The sequence below is a fragment of the Synechococcus sp. Cruz-7E5 genome (assembly GCF_024345995.1).
Classification (GTDB): domain Bacteria; phylum Cyanobacteriota; class Cyanobacteriia; order PCC-6307; family Cyanobiaceae; genus Regnicoccus_A.
In genome coordinates this window covers 257,382-275,003 of the sequence record NZ_JAGQCE010000001.1, presented here as the reverse complement: position 1 = coordinate 275,003, position 17,622 = coordinate 257,382, and the positions used below count along the sequence as shown (strand labels likewise).

General features: G+C 63.8%; 10 protein-coding genes. 6 read left to right on the top strand and 4 right to left on the bottom strand.

Annotated elements, in window-relative coordinates; genetic code table 11:
* Genes KBY77_RS01335 through KBY77_RS01320 form a run of 4 tightly spaced genes read right to left on the bottom strand, consistent with a single transcriptional unit; the run spans position 1 to position 8,295 of the window.
* The gene (locus KBY77_RS01335) at positions 1-1,545 is read right to left on the bottom strand and encodes an HlyD family efflux transporter periplasmic adaptor subunit (protein ID WP_255101811.1); all 1,545 of its coding nucleotides are present in this window, start codon (positions 1,543-1,545) and stop codon (positions 1-3) included.
* Positions 1,545-4,589 carry an ABC transporter transmembrane domain-containing protein gene (locus KBY77_RS01330; RefSeq protein ID WP_255101810.1) on the bottom strand — a complete coding sequence of 1,015 codons (3,045 nt, stop codon included), beginning with the start codon at positions 4,587-4,589 and terminating at the stop codon, positions 1,545-1,547. Before KBY77_RS01330 ends, KBY77_RS01335 begins: the two co-directional genes overlap by 1 nt.
* Positions 4,586-5,383, bottom strand: a complete 798-nt coding sequence (locus KBY77_RS01325) for a peptidylprolyl isomerase (protein ID WP_255101809.1) — start codon at positions 5,381-5,383, stop codon at positions 4,586-4,588. The genes KBY77_RS01330 and KBY77_RS01325 overlap by 4 nt, the downstream gene beginning before the upstream one ends.
* A complete protein-coding gene (locus KBY77_RS01320; protein ID WP_255101808.1) occupies positions 5,380-8,295 on the bottom strand; it encodes a glycosyltransferase in 2,916 nt (971 codons plus the stop codon). Before KBY77_RS01320 ends, KBY77_RS01325 begins: the two co-directional genes overlap by 4 nt.
* 29 nt (positions 8,296-8,324) lie before the next feature.
* On the opposite strand from KBY77_RS01320, the gene KBY77_RS01315 reads away from it, so the two are divergent.
* The 6 genes from KBY77_RS01315 (at position 8,325) to KBY77_RS16590 (ending at position 17,620) form a co-directional block, all read left to right on the top strand.
* Complete coding sequence (locus KBY77_RS01315) at positions 8,325-10,382, top strand: hypothetical protein (protein ID WP_255101807.1); 2,058 nt, start codon at positions 8,325-8,327, stop codon at positions 10,380-10,382.
* Between the two features lie 3 nt (positions 10,383-10,385).
* Positions 10,386-12,104, top strand: coding sequence for a hypothetical protein (locus KBY77_RS01310; RefSeq protein ID WP_255101806.1), 1,719 nt, complete (start codon positions 10,386-10,388; stop codon positions 12,102-12,104).
* Between the two features lie 77 nt (positions 12,105-12,181).
* Positions 12,182-13,339 (top strand): DUF563 domain-containing protein, encoded by a 1,158-nt coding sequence (locus KBY77_RS01305; RefSeq protein WP_255101805.1) that lies wholly within the window; start codon positions 12,182-12,184, stop codon positions 13,337-13,339.
* Between the two features lie 118 nt (positions 13,340-13,457).
* Complete coding sequence (locus KBY77_RS01300; RefSeq protein ID WP_255101804.1) at positions 13,458-14,186, top strand: FkbM family methyltransferase; 729 nt, start codon at positions 13,458-13,460, stop codon at positions 14,184-14,186.
* A 579-nt stretch (positions 14,187-14,765) separates the two neighbouring features.
* Positions 14,766-15,359, top strand: coding sequence for a methyltransferase domain-containing protein (locus KBY77_RS01295; RefSeq protein ID WP_255101803.1), 594 nt, complete (start codon positions 14,766-14,768; stop codon positions 15,357-15,359).
* A gap of 8 nt (positions 15,360-15,367) precedes the next feature.
* Positions 15,368-17,620: a glycosyltransferase gene (locus tag KBY77_RS16590; RefSeq protein ID WP_255101802.1), complete on the top strand. Its 2,253-nt coding sequence runs from the start codon at positions 15,368-15,370 to the stop codon at positions 17,618-17,620.
* Positions 17,621-17,622 lie beyond the last annotated feature (2 nt).

Here is a 17,622-nt window from a genome sequence, read left to right as displayed (position 1 = left end):
TCAGCGCAACCGCTCAAGATCACGACGTTTATCACCAAAGAAACCGGTGAAGAGGCTGATCACGCTGCGTTGGCGCAGTTTGATATCGGCAGTGAGCGCCATGCCGGGCTTGAGCTGAATCGGTGTTTTCATCCCGGGCAGCGTTTGCTGATCCAAGGTGAGCACGGCTGGATAAAAGAGACCCTTGGTATCGGTTCTGAGGGTCTGCGCCATCTCTTCGGTGGTGAGGGCATCGGAGCCAATGCTCTTCACCTTGCCGGGGATGGTGCCGAAGTCAGTGGAGGGGAAGGTTTCCAGCGAAAGATCGGCCCGCTGGCCTGGGGTGATGTAGCCAATGGCGTTGTTGGGAATGAAGACCTTGGCCTCCAGTGCATCGGCAGGCACCACCCTCAGCAGGGTCTGGGTGGCTTCCACCACAGAACCCTGCGAGATGTCGATGTCGAAGATGGCGCCGGCCTTCGGTGCCCGCAGGACGCTGTACTGCAGCTGAAGGCGTGCCTGGCGGATCTGGCCGTCGAGATCAGCGAGCTGGCGTAAATTCAGTTCGATGCGGCTGCGCAGATCAGCCCCCGGAGCCGCCTCGGCCCCAACCAGCGCGGCCCTGAAGGCTTCGGCCGTGCGTTCCTCCGTGGCCAGTTGGGTGCGCAATTCGTTGGCCCTGTTGCGATTCTCCAGGGCCTGCACTTCGCTGACGGCACCGCTTCTGGAGAGGCCGTCGTAGCGCTGGGCGATGTTCTCAGCTGTGGCCAGGCTGGTGCGAAGCCCTTCGATTTTAACTTCGCTGGCCTTCAATTGTTCTTCAGCCTGGCGTCGCCGGCTGCGCAGATCATCGGCCTGATTGTCGAGCTGCCGCTGTTGGTTCTCGCTCAGACCTGAGGCTGAGGAATCGCCCAGGGAGGCGGCCAGGATCTGGTTCTCACTGAGAAGTTTGGCGCGGATCGCTTCGGCGGCGGTCAGTTTGCTGGTGGCATCGCGCAGGTCGTAGCGGATCAGCACATCTCCCTCTTCCACGCTCTGGCCATCTTTGACCAAGACGGTTTCGATCACTCCAGCCACCGGGGCCTGCACCGCTTTGACCTTGCTGCCGGGCTGCAGTTTGCCCTGCACGGCGATGGTTTCTCCGAGTGGTGCGAGCACGGCCCAGATGCCGAAGGCACTGAGACCACCCACGGCCGTCCAGACGATCAGGCTGGAGGCCCGCGGACTCTTCTTCAGCAGCACGGGCTGGTTGAAGCTCCAGTCGGAAACGGAGACCAGGGCGCTGGTGGCTGCGGCAGTGCCGGCCGGAGCGCTGGAGCTGGAGGTGAGGAAGGGATGGGAGACGACAGGCGTGCTGCCGCTGCCATTGCCATTACCGCTGCTGCTGCTGGCCGCCGGAGAGGTGCTGGGATCTCCGACCAGATCCACCTTCACGGGCACCACCTGCTCGAAGCCATTCCCTGTGGAACGACGACGGCCGCGGGGAGAGCGCAGACGATTGAGGATCCGTTCGTAGACATCGACCAGGGAGGTGCCGGTCTGTTGGTCTGGCTTGGGCTCCGTCATCACAATCCTCCTTCCTGGGTCTGACTCTGGTGAAGGGCGTAATACCAGCCCTGGCGTTTCATCAATTCGCGGTGGGTGCCGGTCTCCATCACGGCGCCCCGATCCATCAGCACGATGCAGTCGGCCGGCTGAATCGTGGAGAGCCGGTGGGTGATGAAGAAGACCGTGCGGCCGCGGAAGGCCTCGAACAGGTTGATGCACACCTGGCGTTCGGTGCGCGCATCGAGGGCGCTGGTGGCCTCATCGAGGATGAGCATGCGCGGGTTCTGCAGCACCGCCCGGGCCAGGGCCAGGCGCTGGCGCTGGCCGCCGGAAAGTCCGGCACCGCGCTCGCCCACGTCGGAGTTGTAACCCTTGGGAAGATCCATGATGAAGTCGTGAGCGCAGGCGATGCGAGCAGCCCGGATCATCTCGTCGGCGGTGGCATCGGGTTTGACCAGCAGCAGGTTCTCGCGAACGGTGCCATCGAAGAGAACGCTGTCCTGGGGAACCACACCAATCTGGCGGCGGAGCGAATAGAGCTCCACTTTGTTGATGTCGAGATCATCGATCAGCACTTTGCCCGACAGCGGACGGTAGAAGCGGGGAAGCTGTTTGAGCAGGGTGCTTTTGCCGCTGCCGGAGCCGCCCACCATGCCGACGAAGGAGCCGGCGGGAATCTCCAGGTTCACCTCCTGAAGAATCAACGGGCCATCATCGGCAAAGCGGAAGCTGACTTCAAGGAATTCCACCTTGCCCACCAGGGGGGGCATGGGGATGTTGAGCGCCTCCGCAGGCGTCTGCTCGGTGTTGCGATCGACCACATCGGCCACCATCTTGAGGGAGGCGGTGGTGTTCTGCAGCTTGATCCAGGTTTGAGTGAGGCCCACCAGGGGGCGGGTGATGTAGCCGCTGAGGATGCGAAAGGCGATGAAACCACCGAGGGTGAGCTCGTTCTGCATCACCAGGAAGATGCCAACACCGATGACAACTAGGGTATTCAGTTCGTTGATGAAGCCGGCGAGGTTGTTGATTGATTCACTGGTGATCTTGAGTTTGAAATCTTCGCCGATGTACCGGGAATAGCGGTTCTGGAACTCCCAGCGGGTTTTGAGTTCGGCATTCTGGGATTTGATCGTCTGGATGCCGCCGATCGACTCGTTGAGGTAGGAATAGGTTTTCACCGAGGCACCGTTGCTGCGATTGATCTGCTTGCGCACCAGGGGATTGCTGATCAGGGTGAGGGCCAGCATCAAGGGCAGGGTGGCCAGGGTGGTGATGGTGAGCGGGATGCTGATCGCGAAGAGAATGAACAGGTAGAGAAAACTGAACAACAGATCCACCACCGTGGTGAGGCTGCTGCCGAGCAGAAAGTCGCGGATCTTGTCGAGCTGGTTGAAGTAGAACATCACCTGCCCCACCGGCCGGGCATCAAAGAAGCCCTGGGGCAGGCGCACCAGCTGATCGAGGATGGTGGTCTTGGTGTCCTGATCCACCCTGTTGGCGGTGTCGGTGAAGATGTAGCTGCGCAACACCTTGAGAATCGATCCCACCAGGGCAGCCAGCAGCAGCACGAAGCAGATCGTGAGCAGCGCATTCAAGCTGCGCTGCCGCAACACCTGATCGATCAGTACCTGCAGGCCCAGGGGCTGGGCCAGGGCGAGCAGATTGATCACGAATGAGAGCGCCAGCACTTCCACCAGCTGGCGCCTGTGCTCCCGCAGGAAGGGCAGGAACCAGCTCCAGCTGAAGTTCTCTTCCTTGGCATCGGCTTTGCGCTGCAGCAGCAACAGCTCCACCAGGCCGCCGGGGCCGGATGCCAGCTGCTGGGGCGGGATCAGCAAGGGGCCGAGTTCGGGCTCCAGCAGGCGCAGGCGGCCGTCGTCGTCGACACCTTCGAGGATGGCGAAGTGCCCCTGGGAGAACAGCACGGCGGGCACCGGGGCCCGCTGCAGACGGTCTGCGGGCAGTTCGGTGAGCACGACGCGCAGGCCCAGGAAATCGAGAACCTGGCCGAGGTTGATCAGATTGAGCTGCCCCTGACGTTGCAGGATTCCCTCCACCAGATCCACCAGGGCGTCGCGATTCACCGGCACGCCGAAGTAATGGGCGATGGCCTGGCAGATGGCGATCGGGCCATCGCGGGGGCCGGTGGCACGGCTCAGCCTTAATTCTTCGCTGCGGCCCTGAGCCCGGGGCTGGGCAGGGTCTGGAGATGGGGCATAGCTGGGGGCGGTTACAGCAGCGGGTTCGCTTGTCACCAGCTGGCTGCCCACCTGGAGCGACTGGGCGGAGGACTCCGCTGCTGGCCCGGGGCTTGGCGAGCCGCCGGTGTGGTGGTGGTCGGTGCTGGTTGTGGTGAACGCTGGCTGGCTGGCCTGCGTGGGCAATCCGATCAGCCGCAACCAGGCGGTTCCGGTTGCTGGAGCCGGAGCCGGGGCCTGTGGGCTCCAGGCCTGACCCAGCGGGGCACCACTGCTGACGAACCAGCGTCTGTGGTCGGGGAGGTCGAGGGGGCCTGCGCTGCCGGGAGCCAGGCTGCGCACCGTGGCCTGGCTGAGGATGGTGGGCCAGCTGCGCAGAAGGGCCAGCCAGGTTGGATCCTGGGCCGCGAGGACGGTGAGCAGGCGATGCAATTCAGCGGCGGGAAGCTTGTTCTGGAGGCCAGCACGCAGGGATTCGTGGCTGGCGATCAGCTCCTTGAACACGCTGGCCGGCAGGAAGAGGGTCTCCACTTCCGAGGAGGCGCGCAGATGCTCGCAGGGGTCGTTGCGCAGCAACGAACACCATCCGGCGCTGTCACCCGGTTCGAGGCGAGCGATCGTGTGGAGCTCTCCGTTGAGTGGATTGGTGGCCAGGTTGCGCAGGCTGCCGCTGCGCAGCAAGTGCACTCCCTCGGGCATCACATCCGGGCGCAGGAGCGTTTGCCCGAGGCGATACCTCCTTGCCTCAAGCAAGGGCTCCACGGCGGCGGCCACCTCGGTGGGAAGGCGATCAAAGGGTTTGAAACGGCCGATCAGACCACTGTCGCGGTGGCCGGGAATACTCGAGGTGGAGGCGGTCATCGATCGGTGGCGTTGAGATCAGGGATCAGGGGCATCAGCGGCTCACCAGCCATCAACAGGTTCACCTGTTCCTTGAACCAGATCTGGAAAAGCTCATTGACCATCTCGGAGCGCATGTCCTGATCGAGTTGAGCAGGGAAGCGTTGTTCGAGCCGCACCAACAGCCACAATTCGGCCACTTTGAATGGTGGCCAGAGCTGGCCTGGGCTTCCGACCCGTAGTTTTTCTGCCACGGCAGGATGGCCAGCACTGATGGCCACCGGGCCGATCAAGCCGCGGGTCACCCTTTCACTTCCCTCGGCATGGGCGGCCACCAATGTGGCGAAATCAGCACCTTCTTCCTTGAGCTGGCAGTAAAGCTCCTCAGCGAGATCGCCATCGGAGACACGCATGAGCGAGTAAGTGACCTGATCGAGATCGAGCTTGCGATCGAGAAAGCGAATCTCGGCCTCGGGGCCATAACTGTTGTGGCTGTACCGCCTCACCCGTTCGGCCTTGGTGGCGAAGTAACGAAGGTCGTCGAGGGACCAGCCTTTGCGGCGCAGCCAGCCCTCGAGGGCTTCGTCACTGCTGATGCCTTCGCCTTCGAGATAGGCGCGCATCAGGGCGTTCTCCTCATCGGGTTGCATCATCACGCTGCGGGCGACGAGATCAAGCACGACACCCTGGGCGAGGGCCAGGGCTACACCCTGCTGGCGGAGGATCCGGTTGGTTTCTTCCACTGAAAGCAGCGGACGACCGGAGGCAATGGCGATCACCGCTGGTTGGGTGACACCTGAGAGTGTGGTGGTCATCGCGTCAACGGCAGTGCAAGCCGCTCCAGGGCGGTGGCCATCAGCCCACGGCCCCGCTCGCGAGAGTATTTGCTGCGGGCATAGCTGAGGGCCGTGGCACTGCAGCGCTGCCAGAGCTGATCGTCGCTGATCAGATTGGTGATCGCATCGCACCAGGCATCCCGATCGTGGGCGATGAACACTTCGGAGCCATGGCGCAGTCCCGTGGCCTCTGCCGCCACGGGGCTGAGCACCTGAGGGATGCCGTGGGCCAGGGCAGCGATCACCTTGCCCTTGATCCCCGCACCGGCTCGCAGTGGAGCAATGAAGACCCGATGGTTCTGATACACCACCGAGGCGTTGACCACCCAGCCATGGACCCGCACACCAGGCAGCTGGCACCAGGCGTCTTGCAGCTCACCACTGAGGCCACTGCCGTAGAGATGGAGCTCCAGATCACCATGACGCTCCAGCAGGGTTGGCCAGATCTCTGCAAGAAAGGATTCGACTGCGTCGCGGTTGGGGGGGTGCTGGTAGCTGCCCAGGAAGGCGATTCCGGATCGCGTGTGCAGAGGAGCGGGTTCGTCCAGGGTGTTCACCACCCATGGGCAGAGGGCCGTGGTGGCCTGGCCGAGGCTCTCGGCGGCAATCACCGCCTGCTCCACTTCGCTGTAGGTGAGGGTGAGATCCACGGCCGCCATGGCGTCGAGTTCCTGTTGGCGGGTGACGCGCACGGACGCCAGGGCCTGCTGGGCTTGCTCGCCGACCAAGCCGGACATCTGGAGCTGGCGCAGTTCGCGCAGGTAGTGGAGATCGGCGTTGCAGAAGATGAGTTTGGCTTTGCGGGCGTGGTCACGCAAGAGTGCCAGGCTGTCGCGCACTGTTGTGTAGCGAGTGAGATAGACAAGATCAAACTCGTGTCCCCTCTCAATCAGGAAACTCTCCAGCGAGAGCACAAAGGGCGCGTGAATCATTTCGATGCCACGGCGTTGCAGGTCTTCGCTGTAGCTGCCGAGCCAGGCCAGGTTGGCTGGCAGAAAGGTGATTTTGTAGCCGAGCGACTGCACCAGTTCCATTTCCATCAGCGCCGCATGGCTGCCGGCATCGCGATCCGGCCTTGGGGTGCCGTGATCGAGGAACAGGGCACGCCCGACGACACCGCGGTCCTTGATGATCTCGGCGGCTTCAAAGCTCGGCTCCCTTGAGCCGGTGAAGGCATGCTCCCACTTGCGCTGGAATTGGGGCGCATGCAGGGTCTGGAAGCGCTTCAACCCTTCACTGGTTTCAGGGTTGGTGTCGGTGCCGCAGCTGAGGCCCTCGTGGTGGATCACCTTGGCGAGTGGCGCATAGCGGACCACATAGCCGGCCTCACGCACCTTGAAGGCCAGATCGGTGTCTTCGTAGTAAGCGGGTGAGAACTCAGGGCTGAATCCACCGAGGCGGCTCCAGATCTCGCGCCGGATCGCCAGGGCGGCGCCGCTCACGTAGTCGACCTGACGGGTGTAGGAAACCCCGGGATGGTGGGGATTACGCCCCCGGCCGTAGTTCCACGGTTCGCCGTTACCCCAGACGATTCCACCGGCCTCCTGCAGCCTGCCATCGGGATAGATCAGCTGGGCGCCGGTCATGCCGGTATCGCTCCAGCGCTCAAAGGGATCGAGCAGTTCTTCCAGCCAGCGGCAGCAGGGTTCGGTGTCGTTGTTGAGCAGCACCACGAACTCACCCCGAGCCGCGGCCACACCGCTGTGGCAGGCCTGGTTGAATCCACGGGCGTAGTCGTGGCGAATGACCTGAACGCCCGGGGCTTCCTGGGCCAGGGCTTCAGAGGTTCCATCGCTGGAGCCGTCGTCGACCACGATCAGCTCGAACGGCACCCGGGTGGGGGCGTAGGCAACGGCCGCCAGACAGCGGCGGGTGACGGCGTACTGATTGTGAACCGGCACCACGATCGAGACGCGGGGCTCGGAGCTCAGGACCAGCTGAATCGGTTGCCGGGTGATGGGACTGCCATCCGGCCCCGCTTCCTGGTGGGGGGCGGCATTGGCTGGTGGTTTGATCGCCGCACTGAGAATTCGCTGGAGCAGGGGCAGATCAGAGGGCAATGGGGTGCCTTCGGCATCGGCCCAGTGCAGCCAGGTGGTGAGGCTGCGGTGGTGCTCCTGGGCCAGGGGATCGAGACCCTTGGGAAAGGGAGCCCGCCCATGTTCCAGCAGGGAGGGCCAGGGGGTGAGCTGGAATGGGGTGAGCTCGATGGTTTCGGCCAGCAGCGTGCCGTCGCTGTGGTGCAGGGCGATGTGATGGGCGCGGCCATCACAACAGGCCGGTGGCAGGGGCAGCATGAAATGGCCTTTGCCGGTGGAGTGCACCGGCGGCAGGGCTTCCCCATCGATCCTCAGCAGGAGTTCGCTCTCGGGGGGTGCCCAGCCACTGAGGAAGGGACCTTCGAGGGGCCTGAACCCTGCCGGCAGTTGCTGGGCTGCATGGCACAGGCTCTCGAGCTGTTGATAACGGTCGGCATCGAGGCGCAGCGGGCTGCCGGAGAGTTCCTCCAACCCATGGGCGGTGCGGGCGTAGGCCCGGAGCACGCTGCCCGTGGTCCGTGGGGGAAGAGTGACAACGAGCGGGCCCTGCAGCAGGAACCCACAGGCGTGACCCAGCCCTTGCTCCTCCAGATCCGGGCGGGGAAGCTGGGCCAACACCTCACCCAGAAGCGTGATCTGCCCTGGATTGAGCAAATCCTCCATCTGCAGCTGAACGGCCAGGGGGTTGCCATCCGGTGACAGGGGCAGGGAACAGGCCCAGCCGCTGAGGCTTCCGTTGCTGGTCAGACCCTCGAAGGTGCCCACGGACGAGGCACGGGCACGAGCCTGCAGCGCTGGGGGCAGAACGGTCTGCACGGGGGCGGTGTCTCGCTCGAGGGGGAAGAGCGGCATCAACGTAGAGGCAACCCGGTTTTGGCGCGGTGACGTGTTTCACCTCCCTGATCGGGGTGGTTCCCCCAGAATGGGTTGATTACGGTTTCCCGGACATCGACGACGCACGAGGGAGCCTCAACGTGGTGCAGAGCCTCCCTCCGACCTCAGAGGAGCAGTTTCATCAGCTGATTGCCTCGCTCGGAGCCTGCCACACCAGCGTTCTTGATGCCCAGGCCGAGGAAGACTGGACACTCGCCCTGGAACGCTGCGAGGAGCTGGAGCGGCAGATGGCTGGGCTGGGCAGGCTGCCATCGGGCCAGGCCGTTGCTTTCTGGGCACCCTATGGGGAGGTGGTTCAGGGCCTGGCGGCTGCCCTCCATTCAGTCGTCAACAGCCAGACCACAGCCACGCCTCCCCCCCAGCCCCAGCGCGCCCGGTTGTGCTGGTGGATGGCACGGATTCTTGATCGGCAGCTGAAGCTGCCGATCCGCTCCCCCGACTGGTTGCACCTCCTGCACACCTACTTCCTTCAGGACGGAGCGATGTTCTGGCGGGAACGCATCGGCCAGGAGGCCGAGGCGCCTGCCCGAGCCGGAGAGCTGTTCGCCCGTCTGGCGGCGCGACTGGATCCCTGCCCGGATTGGGTGAGCCTGGCCTGCCAGGAGCTTGGGGTGACCCCCGTGGCCGATCCGGAACCCGATCCGGAACCGGATCCGGACCCTGAAATCGATCAGGTTTTCGAAGCGTTTCGGCCCGTGGAAACCCTCAACGGCTTCGAGTCGCTGCGGGTGGAGGGGTACCAGCCGTTACCGGCACCGCCAGCGGCTGAGCCACCGCCATGGGAGGCGGAGCAGATCAGCGCCGAAGTGGACGACTGGCTCCATTGCCATGCGGGTTCGGATCAGTCGCTGCAGCTGGGGCTTGTGTGCGTGCCGGAAGCCGGGCCGGTGAGTCGGGATTCGAGCCGCCTGGAGCTCAATCTCTGGCCATTTCTGGGCACGGCAGACCCGCAGCGTCTGGAGGATGTGATGGCGGCCTTTCTGGCGCCGGTGCGCGTGCGGGAGACATCAGGGCGTGCCGCCCAGCTTGGGGTCCGCGATTCGATCGTCAGCCTCTATGAATCGATGGGGCATCTCTGGCGCGTGGGGGAGCAGTTGCCCCAGGAGCTGTTCTTCCGCATCAACCAGGCGCTGCCGATCTGGAGCCGGCTCACCGGACCGGGTTCACTGGGGGCACGGCTTCTCCCCAGTGGGCTGCCGGTCCCGCGCTTCGACAGCCACGATCTGCTGGTGCAACTGGATGCGGTTGAGCTTGCAGCCCTGCAAGGTGTGCTGTATGAGCGTGAGCAGCTGGAACCTGCCCTGGCGCGGCTGCGGAGGGAGCATCTCAACGTGGCCTTCTGGAACCAGCGTTCGCCCGACTGGTGGTTCCGTCCGGCGGACCCGGTGGAGAATCTGAAGCGATTGCACACCGACTGTGGCTTCTATGCCGCTGCTGGAGCGGACATGGCCTGTCTGGTGCGTTGGGCGGATGGGGTATTCCGCTGCCTGGCCGGTGCGGCGCTGTGGAGCAGCGATGGGACCACCGCCAGTTTCTTCCTGCCGGTGGCACAGGCCCTCTGCTCGGAAACCGGCGGAGTGCCGGAGCTCACGGGACGACCTGACCTCCTCGAGATCTACCGCGTGATGGCCGGGCAGGAAGTGCTCTATGTGGGTCCCCACAGCGAGGCGATCCTGAATCAGCACCGCAGCGGCAGGGCCTTCCGGTTGTTTCTCGACCGCACGATTGCGCCCTATGGCCTGCGGGCCGTGCCGGCGCCCGAGAGCCACTATCCCCAGCGGCCGGATCGGGGTTTCAGCGCCAGTCTCGACGGCCTGATCAAACAGGTGGTGGGGGAGTTCCAGCGCAAACCCTTTGGGTTGTTGCTGGCCGATTGTGGCGCGTACCGCTTACCTCTGCTCGATGAGCTGCGGGCCCGTTGCGGGGTGCGTGGCGTGGCGATGGGTGCTGCCACGACGGCCCTGTTCGGGGTGGATCTGCCGGAGGTACCCCGGTGGAGGGCCGAGAACCGACAGGCTGATCAGTGGATGGCGCTGGGGGGCTGAGCCGTGGCGGCGGAAGCCACCTTTCTCGAGAGCCTCACGGGGAGTCGGCAGGCCATCGGCCGGCGTGACTGGAGTGCGGCGCTGGAGTTGCAGAAGGGAGCGAGAGATCTGCTGGGCAGCCTGGCTCCCGGGGATTCCGACCGCGCTGGCGAGTTGCACCGCTTCTACGGGGAACTCGTGAACGATCTGACCATCGCGATCCACGGGGTGGTGAACACGAACAGCCCCCAGCCGCTGGAGCAGCCCCGGCGGGCTGAACTCTGCCTGGAACTGAGTCGCATCCTTGTTGATCACCAGCACCTGCCGGTCAGCCCGCCGGACTGGCTGCCGGTGCTGGAGCAGCAGGTGGTGCAGGACGGAGCTGCGTTCTGGAAGTCGTTCCTGACTGAGCCGGGTTGGGCGCAGGATCTGCTGGCTCGAGCCGCGGCGTCCTCCCTGGAGCTGCACGAGCGTCTGGCTGTGTTGCTGGATCCATGCCCCGCCTGGGTGCTGGCTGAGGTTGAGGCGCTTCGCGCTGTGGTTCCGGCCCCAGTGGCCAGGTCCGAGAACCACAGCCGGCCGTCCAATTCCGAGCTGGCCGCCACGGCCTCACGGCTATGGCGGGATGGCCCCCCCGCCGGGGCTCGCCAGCTACTGCGGCAGCTCGCCCTGGTGGCGCTGCCGGGGGAGGAGGCCGTGGCCTGGCGCGATGGCTGCCTGGAGCTGAACCTCCACCCCTGGCTTGCAGACGGGGATGAGGCTGGCCTCGACCGGGTGGTGAGCGCTTTTTTCAGCGGGGTTCGGGACTCTCTGGCCGGGGCGCCTACTGCCCAGAAGCCCCTGTTGGAGCCGGCTCTTGAGGGAATGCTCCGTTCTCTGTCCGTGCTCTGGATCGCCGGCTCCGGGCTCGAGCCGGAGTGCTTCGCTCGGTTTCGCTATGCCGCCGCGGTGTGGCATCGCCATGCGGGAGTGGGCAGTCCCTGGCAGGAGCACAGCAGCTTGCCCCCACTCGAGCCGACATCGTTCAAGTTGCTGGTGGAGCTGGAACCGCTGGAGCTGGCGGCCGTGAGAGCTCTGGTGAGGCAGGAGCCGGTGATCGATCCGGTGCTGCTCCGGCTGAGCACCCTGCGCCAGGGGGGCGAGGCGTTTCCCCGGAACCCGGCCTGGTGGTTCGATCCGACTGACCCTGTTGAAAGTCTGGGTCGCCTGTTTGAGGCGGGCTTTCCCGGGGCTGGCACTGGGGACCTGCCTGCGGCGGAGGTGTGCCGCCGCTGGGCGGATGGGGTGCTCGGACCTTTGATGATGGCTGCCCTGTGGGGCGAGGCGGTGCTGTGGAGCTCCGACGACAGCGCCGACTGGTTCGTGCTTCCCCTGCTGCAGGCCCTCAGCGAGGGGTCGGGCCGCAGGCCGGAGCTGGTGGAGCCTCCAACCCGGACGCAGCTGAGTGCCTTGCTGGCCGAGCGCCATGTGGTGGTGGTGACGAACGGTGCGGATGGCCTGCGCCGGCGATTGAAACGGGAGCCACTGCACCTGCTCGAGCCGCCCGTTGGCCTTGGCTACGAAGAGGCGTTGGCCGCTCTGGTGGATCAGATCCTTGGCCTGCACAGGCAGCAGCCGATTGACTGGGTGGTGGCCAGCTGCGGCCCCCTGCGGTTGCCCCTGCTGCTTGAGCTGCAACTGCGGCACGGTATCCGAGGCCTGGCACTGGCGGCGAGACACGATCTGGTGGAGCTGCTGGGCTGAGCAGCCCTAGATGCTTGTGTTGCAGAATGGTCTGATCCGATCAGCCGGCCGGCGATCCTGTGAATCGTCGAGCGCACTTGCTGGGAGGTTTGCTGGCTTGCCATCACCACTACGGGCTTGATGGGGTCATCTGGGGTGATGCAGCCGACAAGGCCTCGGCCGAAGCCGTCCAAGCGATGGGTCTGGCACCAGCGCCTGCTGCCGCGGCAGGGCCCACCGTGCTTGTGCGCAGCACCCCGATCGATCTGAGCTACCGGCTGCGCTGCCCCACGCCCGAGCGGCTGCATTTTCCGCTGGCCACCGAAACCGTGCTGCTTGATCCACCACGGGTGGAGGTGGCCCTGCTGGAGAACGCCACCGTCGAGAACTGGATGGGGTTTCACCTGATCCGAACGGACGGCGGCCTGGTGGCCGATGGAAGCAGCGCCTACGCCCCTCTGCTGGGGGCCCCGTTCGCCGACCCTGCTGCGGAGCAAGTGGTGGGAGAGCTCGACGAGCTGTTCGTGGCCACCAGCGACATCGACCCCAGCAATTTCTGCCATTTCATCTGCGATGAGCTCAGCCTGCTGGCTCTGGCGGCCGACTGCCGCCGTGCCATGGCTGTGCTGGTGGGTCAGCCCGGGCAGCGGTTTCAGCAGGAGCTGCTGGCCATGGCGCAGGAACTGCATGGACACCGCTTCCACTGGTTGGAGCCGGGCCAGTGCCTGAGGGTGAAGCGGCTGTTCTATGTGAGGCGGGCTCTGCACCGGCATCCCTTGCAGCGCTGTTCGGCCTGGGCGATGGCGTTCCTGCGCGATCTGCTGGCCCTGCCAGGGGATCTGGAGGCAGCTGAGGGAAGTGTGCTGTACCTGGCCCGTCGCAGCCGGAGGCGGGTGCTGAACGAGGCCGAGCTGCTCGAGCGGCTGCAACGCCACTCTCCGAGGCTGCAGGTGGTGGAGTCGATCGGCACACTGTCCGTACGCGAGCAGGCCCAGCTGATCAGCCGCCACGAGCAGGTGATCGGCCCCCATGGAGCGGCCTTCACCCTGCTGATGTTTCGGCAGCGGGCCCCGATCAGGGCCATGGAACTGATGGCTGCAGGCAATGGCACGCCGGCCTTTGCGCTGATCAGCTCCCGGTTGGGCATTGATCACAGCATCGTGGTGGGGGATGAGCAAGTGACCGATCAGGGCCCCAACTATCCCGACATGACCGTGACGGTGGATCAGGTGCTCGAACTGATGGCTCAGCGCTGACGACGGCGCGGAACTCCACGTTTGCGGAGTGCTGAAAGCAGCTGTTTCTGCTGGCTATTTTGCTGTCACTGTTAGAATAAACTTGGCTTGATGAATCTGCACCTGCCATGGTGGCCTGATGTCCGTTGCTCTCCACCGCTCTGACCTGGAAGACAGCATTGCCGCCTACATCCAGGAGCGCCTGCCGATGGCAGCAATGGATGTGGTGTTCGATGTGGGTGCCAACCACGGCTGGTTCACCTATCTCTTTCTGCAGCACTACCCGCAGGCTCACTATTATTTGTTCGAGCCAGTGGCCTCTATCCATGCCGAGTGCTACACCAATTTAAGTAAATTCCCGATTTTTTGTGAGGAACGCACGCTGATCAGCCGGCTGGCCCTCAGCTCCACTGATGGCCAAGGCATGATCACCGCAGAGCCGGATGTGACGGTGAACCATCTGGTGATGGCTTCCCCCTCAGCTGAGACCAAGCCGGCCATAGGCGGGCCACCAACCGAATCTGTCCCTCTGTGCACCGGGGCCGGCTTCTGCCAACGTCACGGCATCAACAGGATCCACTTCCTCAAGATCGACTGCGAAGGTCATGATCTGGAGGTGCTGCGGGGATTCGAGCCCATGCTCGCCATCGGTGCTGTTGACTTCGTGCAGGTGGAGTGCTCCGTATCGAGCACAGCTCCCACGGCTTCGTTCCTGCAGCCCTGGGTCCAGGTGGATGCCTTGCTGCGCGGCTATGGCTATGAGCTGTTCCGCTTCACGAACCAGGCCTCTGATGACCTGCCGTTCCTGGCGCGCGCTGATGTGGTGTGGATTCACCGTTCCGCGGCGGAGGCCTGCCTCAAGGCCTGATCGGCGCCAGGCCTCAGCGGCCTGGATCGGGATCAGCGCCGGGAGGCGAAAGGGTGCGACCAGATGGACGGGACGAGTATCCCTCGTGTTGCTTAACACACGGGGGGCAGGTCCGCATCCAAGCAGCGAACATGCTTGCTGTAACAAGCACTACGTCGCCTTAGGATCACGGGTGAAAGCATTCAGCAGTGCCACTGCACATGGGGCGTCTCTCCAGATTTTGGACTCCCCATACTGAGTACAGTTCCCCCATCCTCTGCTCAATCGCTGTAAGTTGCTTCAGTGGCTGTCTCAAACCCTGCGTCCACGTCATGCTTTATCCCGAGTGATCATTGCCTGAGATTGCACCATCAGCATGAGCGATTCACCGCATTCGAGCAATTTCAACCCCTGATCCCCGAGTTGCTGAGCCAGGCAGGCTACGTACCTTCCTGCATCGAAGTGATCCAAAAACTGGGAATCATCGAGCCGCTCACGGCAGAGCATATTACACCAGAGGAACTCAGTATTTTGGCTCCGAACTATCGGGAGTCATTGCATGCTAGGGGATGCCTTTCACGCAATCGGGCGATTCTACTTGTGCTGGAGGACTGCCTCGGTGGTCTTGAGACACTCAGGGAGCAAGCGATTTATCTGGCTGAAGCCATCTCTGGATTTGCCCTGCGCCTCAAGCAGCTGGTTCCCGGTATCACCCTCAGTGAATTTCTTGATGGAGTGCCCGATGGTGAGGCTGTCTGGGGAGACATTGTTAATCAGAATCTTGAGGCTTTGAATTTCGCTGATCGGAGTTTCGATCTTGTGATCACCAGCGAGGTGTTCGAGCACATTGAGAACTTGCCCAAGGCTCTGGCTGAAATCGCCCGGGTGCTCCGCCCGGGGGGGCGGCTGGTGGCCACCTGCCCGCTGGCGCTGGGCCAGTTTTCCACCATTACCAAGGCAAGGAGAGAGGCCGCCAGCGGCAGGATCCAGTTTCTGGGTGAGCCTGATTTCCATGGAGATCCCCTTCGACCAGAGGAAGGAGCCGTGGTGTTCCAGATTCCTGGCTGGGATCTGCTCGATCAGCTCAGCGAGGCAGGGTTCCGCTCCTCAGCCGTGCATCACATCGTCAGCTGGAAGCATGGGGTGCTGGGGCATGACATCCCCGGAGTGCTGGTGCTGGAGGCGCAACGCTGATGCCAGTGGTGAACACCCGCTCTGAACTCGCCCACTTGCAACATCAACTGCTGCAAGATCCGCGCAACACCGCGATCTGGTCGGCACTGGCTGCGCTGCTGGCCAACACCAATGAGGCGAATGGGCCGCTCTCCCCACCGCTCCAGCAGCCGCCAACCAGGACGCAGGTCTCAACCAATGGGTTGAAGCCCCCTCCTGCACGACCTGCTCCAAGAGCAGTTGCCACGATCGATCTTGATCGGCCACGGCCGCTGCGCCGTTCCTTTGCCAGCCACGGCAGTGAGCGGTTTGGCACGGCCCTGCGGGAGCACCGCAACCACTGGCTTGAGCAGGTGCGTGAGCAGAACTATGACGCCGCTGTCCGCAGCCTTGATCACAGCTTGGTGGGGGAGTGGTGCGCCGAGCTCGAACCCCTCTCGCTCTACCAATTCGGCCACTGGTGCCACGAGAAGAGTCGGCATCGAGTGGCCATCGCCCTGCTGGAGCAGGTGAGCAACCATCCGGAGGGAGCAGAACTGGCCCCCTGGGCGAGTCTCTATGGTCTGCGCAGCGCAGCCTCGCTCGGACAGATTGAGCACACCCGTCAATCCCTGCAAGCCCTGGCCGATGCGGGCGCCGTGGCCGAGGAGGACGGCCCCAGCCCGCTGCAGGAGGCCCGTGAGCAGGTGGCCTTCCACGCCAAGCTTTCATTGGCCTGGGTGCATCTGGCTTGTGGGGAAGGGGAGAAAGCGCTGGAGGCGCTGGAGGGGTTGAGGCAATCCCCTTTGCAGAGCACGATCAGCTCGGAAGTTGATCTGCTGGGCCGGGTGCTGTCGACCCTGCAGTGGTTGGAGGAGAATCCCCGCAACCAACTCAGCCATATCGCGGATCGGAGCGAGAGCAGCGGCTTCATCATGGCTCTCGACGCCATTCAGCTCAGCAGCTGCGGAACCCTACAGAACCTGCAGGGCTGGATCATCGATCCCGGGAATCAGCTCGAGCATCTCTGCCTGATCCAGGGCACACGCGTTCAGCGGCTGAATCTGGGGACCGCCAAGTACCAATCCCGGGCCGACCTGGCGGATCAGATGGCACGTTGCGGATGTTCCGCAGGCTACGAAGCCGGCTTCAGGCTGACCCTGGTGCGGGGAGAAGACGAACGGATGGTGTCTTCACATGGTGAAGGCATGGAGCTGTTCGTGGTGCTCCGCAACGGAGAACAGTTTCTGGTGCGGCGTCAGCCGGTGAGCAGTGAGCTCACCACCGCAGAGATGAAGCACTCGGTGGACACGCTGTTCAGTGATCGCTGCGAGCTGCTGGCTCCTGAAGCGGCCGTGAAGCTGCGGGCTGCCTGGAGTGATCAGCTGCGCCGGAAGATGGAATGCCCTCCAACGCTGAAGCGCTACGGACCAGTGCCGGAGCAACCGGAGCTGAGCATCGTGGTGCCCCTCTACGGGCGGATCGATTTCATGGAATACCAGCTGAACTGGTTCAATGCCTGGCTGCGCCGGGGAGGCGATGAAGCCCTGCGCTATCAACTGATTTATGTGCTCGATGATCCACGCCTGAAGCAGACCTTCGAAGCCCTGGCCAGACGCTGCCACACGCTCTATCGGATGCCGTTCGAAACGGTGATCAATGCCACCAACCTGGGCTATGCCGGTGCCAACAATGTGGGCAGCCGGCAGGCGCGAGGCGACACGCTCCTGCTGCTGAACTCCGATGTGCTGCCCGAGCGGCAGGAAAGTTTCGCGATCCTGCTGCGTGCCTTCCAACAGCACCGCGGCATGGTGGGAGCGCTGGGGGCACGGTTGTTGTTTGATAATGGTGGCATTCAACATGCCGGCATGGAGTTTGTGCGGCAGGATGATCTGCCCGGCTGTCTCAGTGATGTGTGGCTCAACGAGCATCCGATGAAAGGGTTGAATCTTGGTTTTGCCGAGGACGAGCGAGCCTGCCTGCAGGAAGTGGAAGCCGCCACTGCGGCCTGCCTGATGCTGAGCACCGAGCTGTTCCGGGAGCTGGGCGGGCTGAGCACTGACTTCGTGATCGGTGATTTCGAAGACAGTGATCTCTGCCTGCGGATCCGGGCGATGGGGCTGCCGGTGCTGGTGGATCTGGAGGCCAGCTTTTACCACCTGGAGAGGCAGAGCGTGGGCCACGGGGAGAGCAACGATCTCCTCAAGACCAAGGTGGTGGCGCTGAATGCGTTGACCCAGCAGGAACGCTGGGGCGGCGCAATCGAGCTGCTAAAACGATCACGGCTGGAGGCGATGGGATAGCC

Bases quoted from the DNA above. Each gene is read 5' to 3' on its own strand.
- KBY77_RS01335 (WP_255101811.1), bottom strand. From the start codon at position 1,545: ATGACGGAGCCCAAGCCAGACCAACAGACCGGCACCTCCCTGGTCGAT.
- KBY77_RS01330 (WP_255101810.1), bottom strand. From the start codon at position 4,589: ATGACCGCCTCCACCTCGAGTATTCCCGGCCACCGCGACAGTGGTCTG.
- KBY77_RS01325 (WP_255101809.1), bottom strand. From the start codon at position 5,383: ATGACCACCACACTCTCAGGTGTCACCCAACCAGCGGTGATCGCCATT.
- KBY77_RS01320 (WP_255101808.1), bottom strand. From the start codon at position 8,295: ATGCCGCTCTTCCCCCTCGAGCGAGACACCGCCCCCGTGCAGACCGTT.
- KBY77_RS01300 (WP_255101804.1), top strand. From the start codon at position 13,458: ATGTCCGTTGCTCTCCACCGCTCTGACCTGGAAGACAGCATTGCCGCC.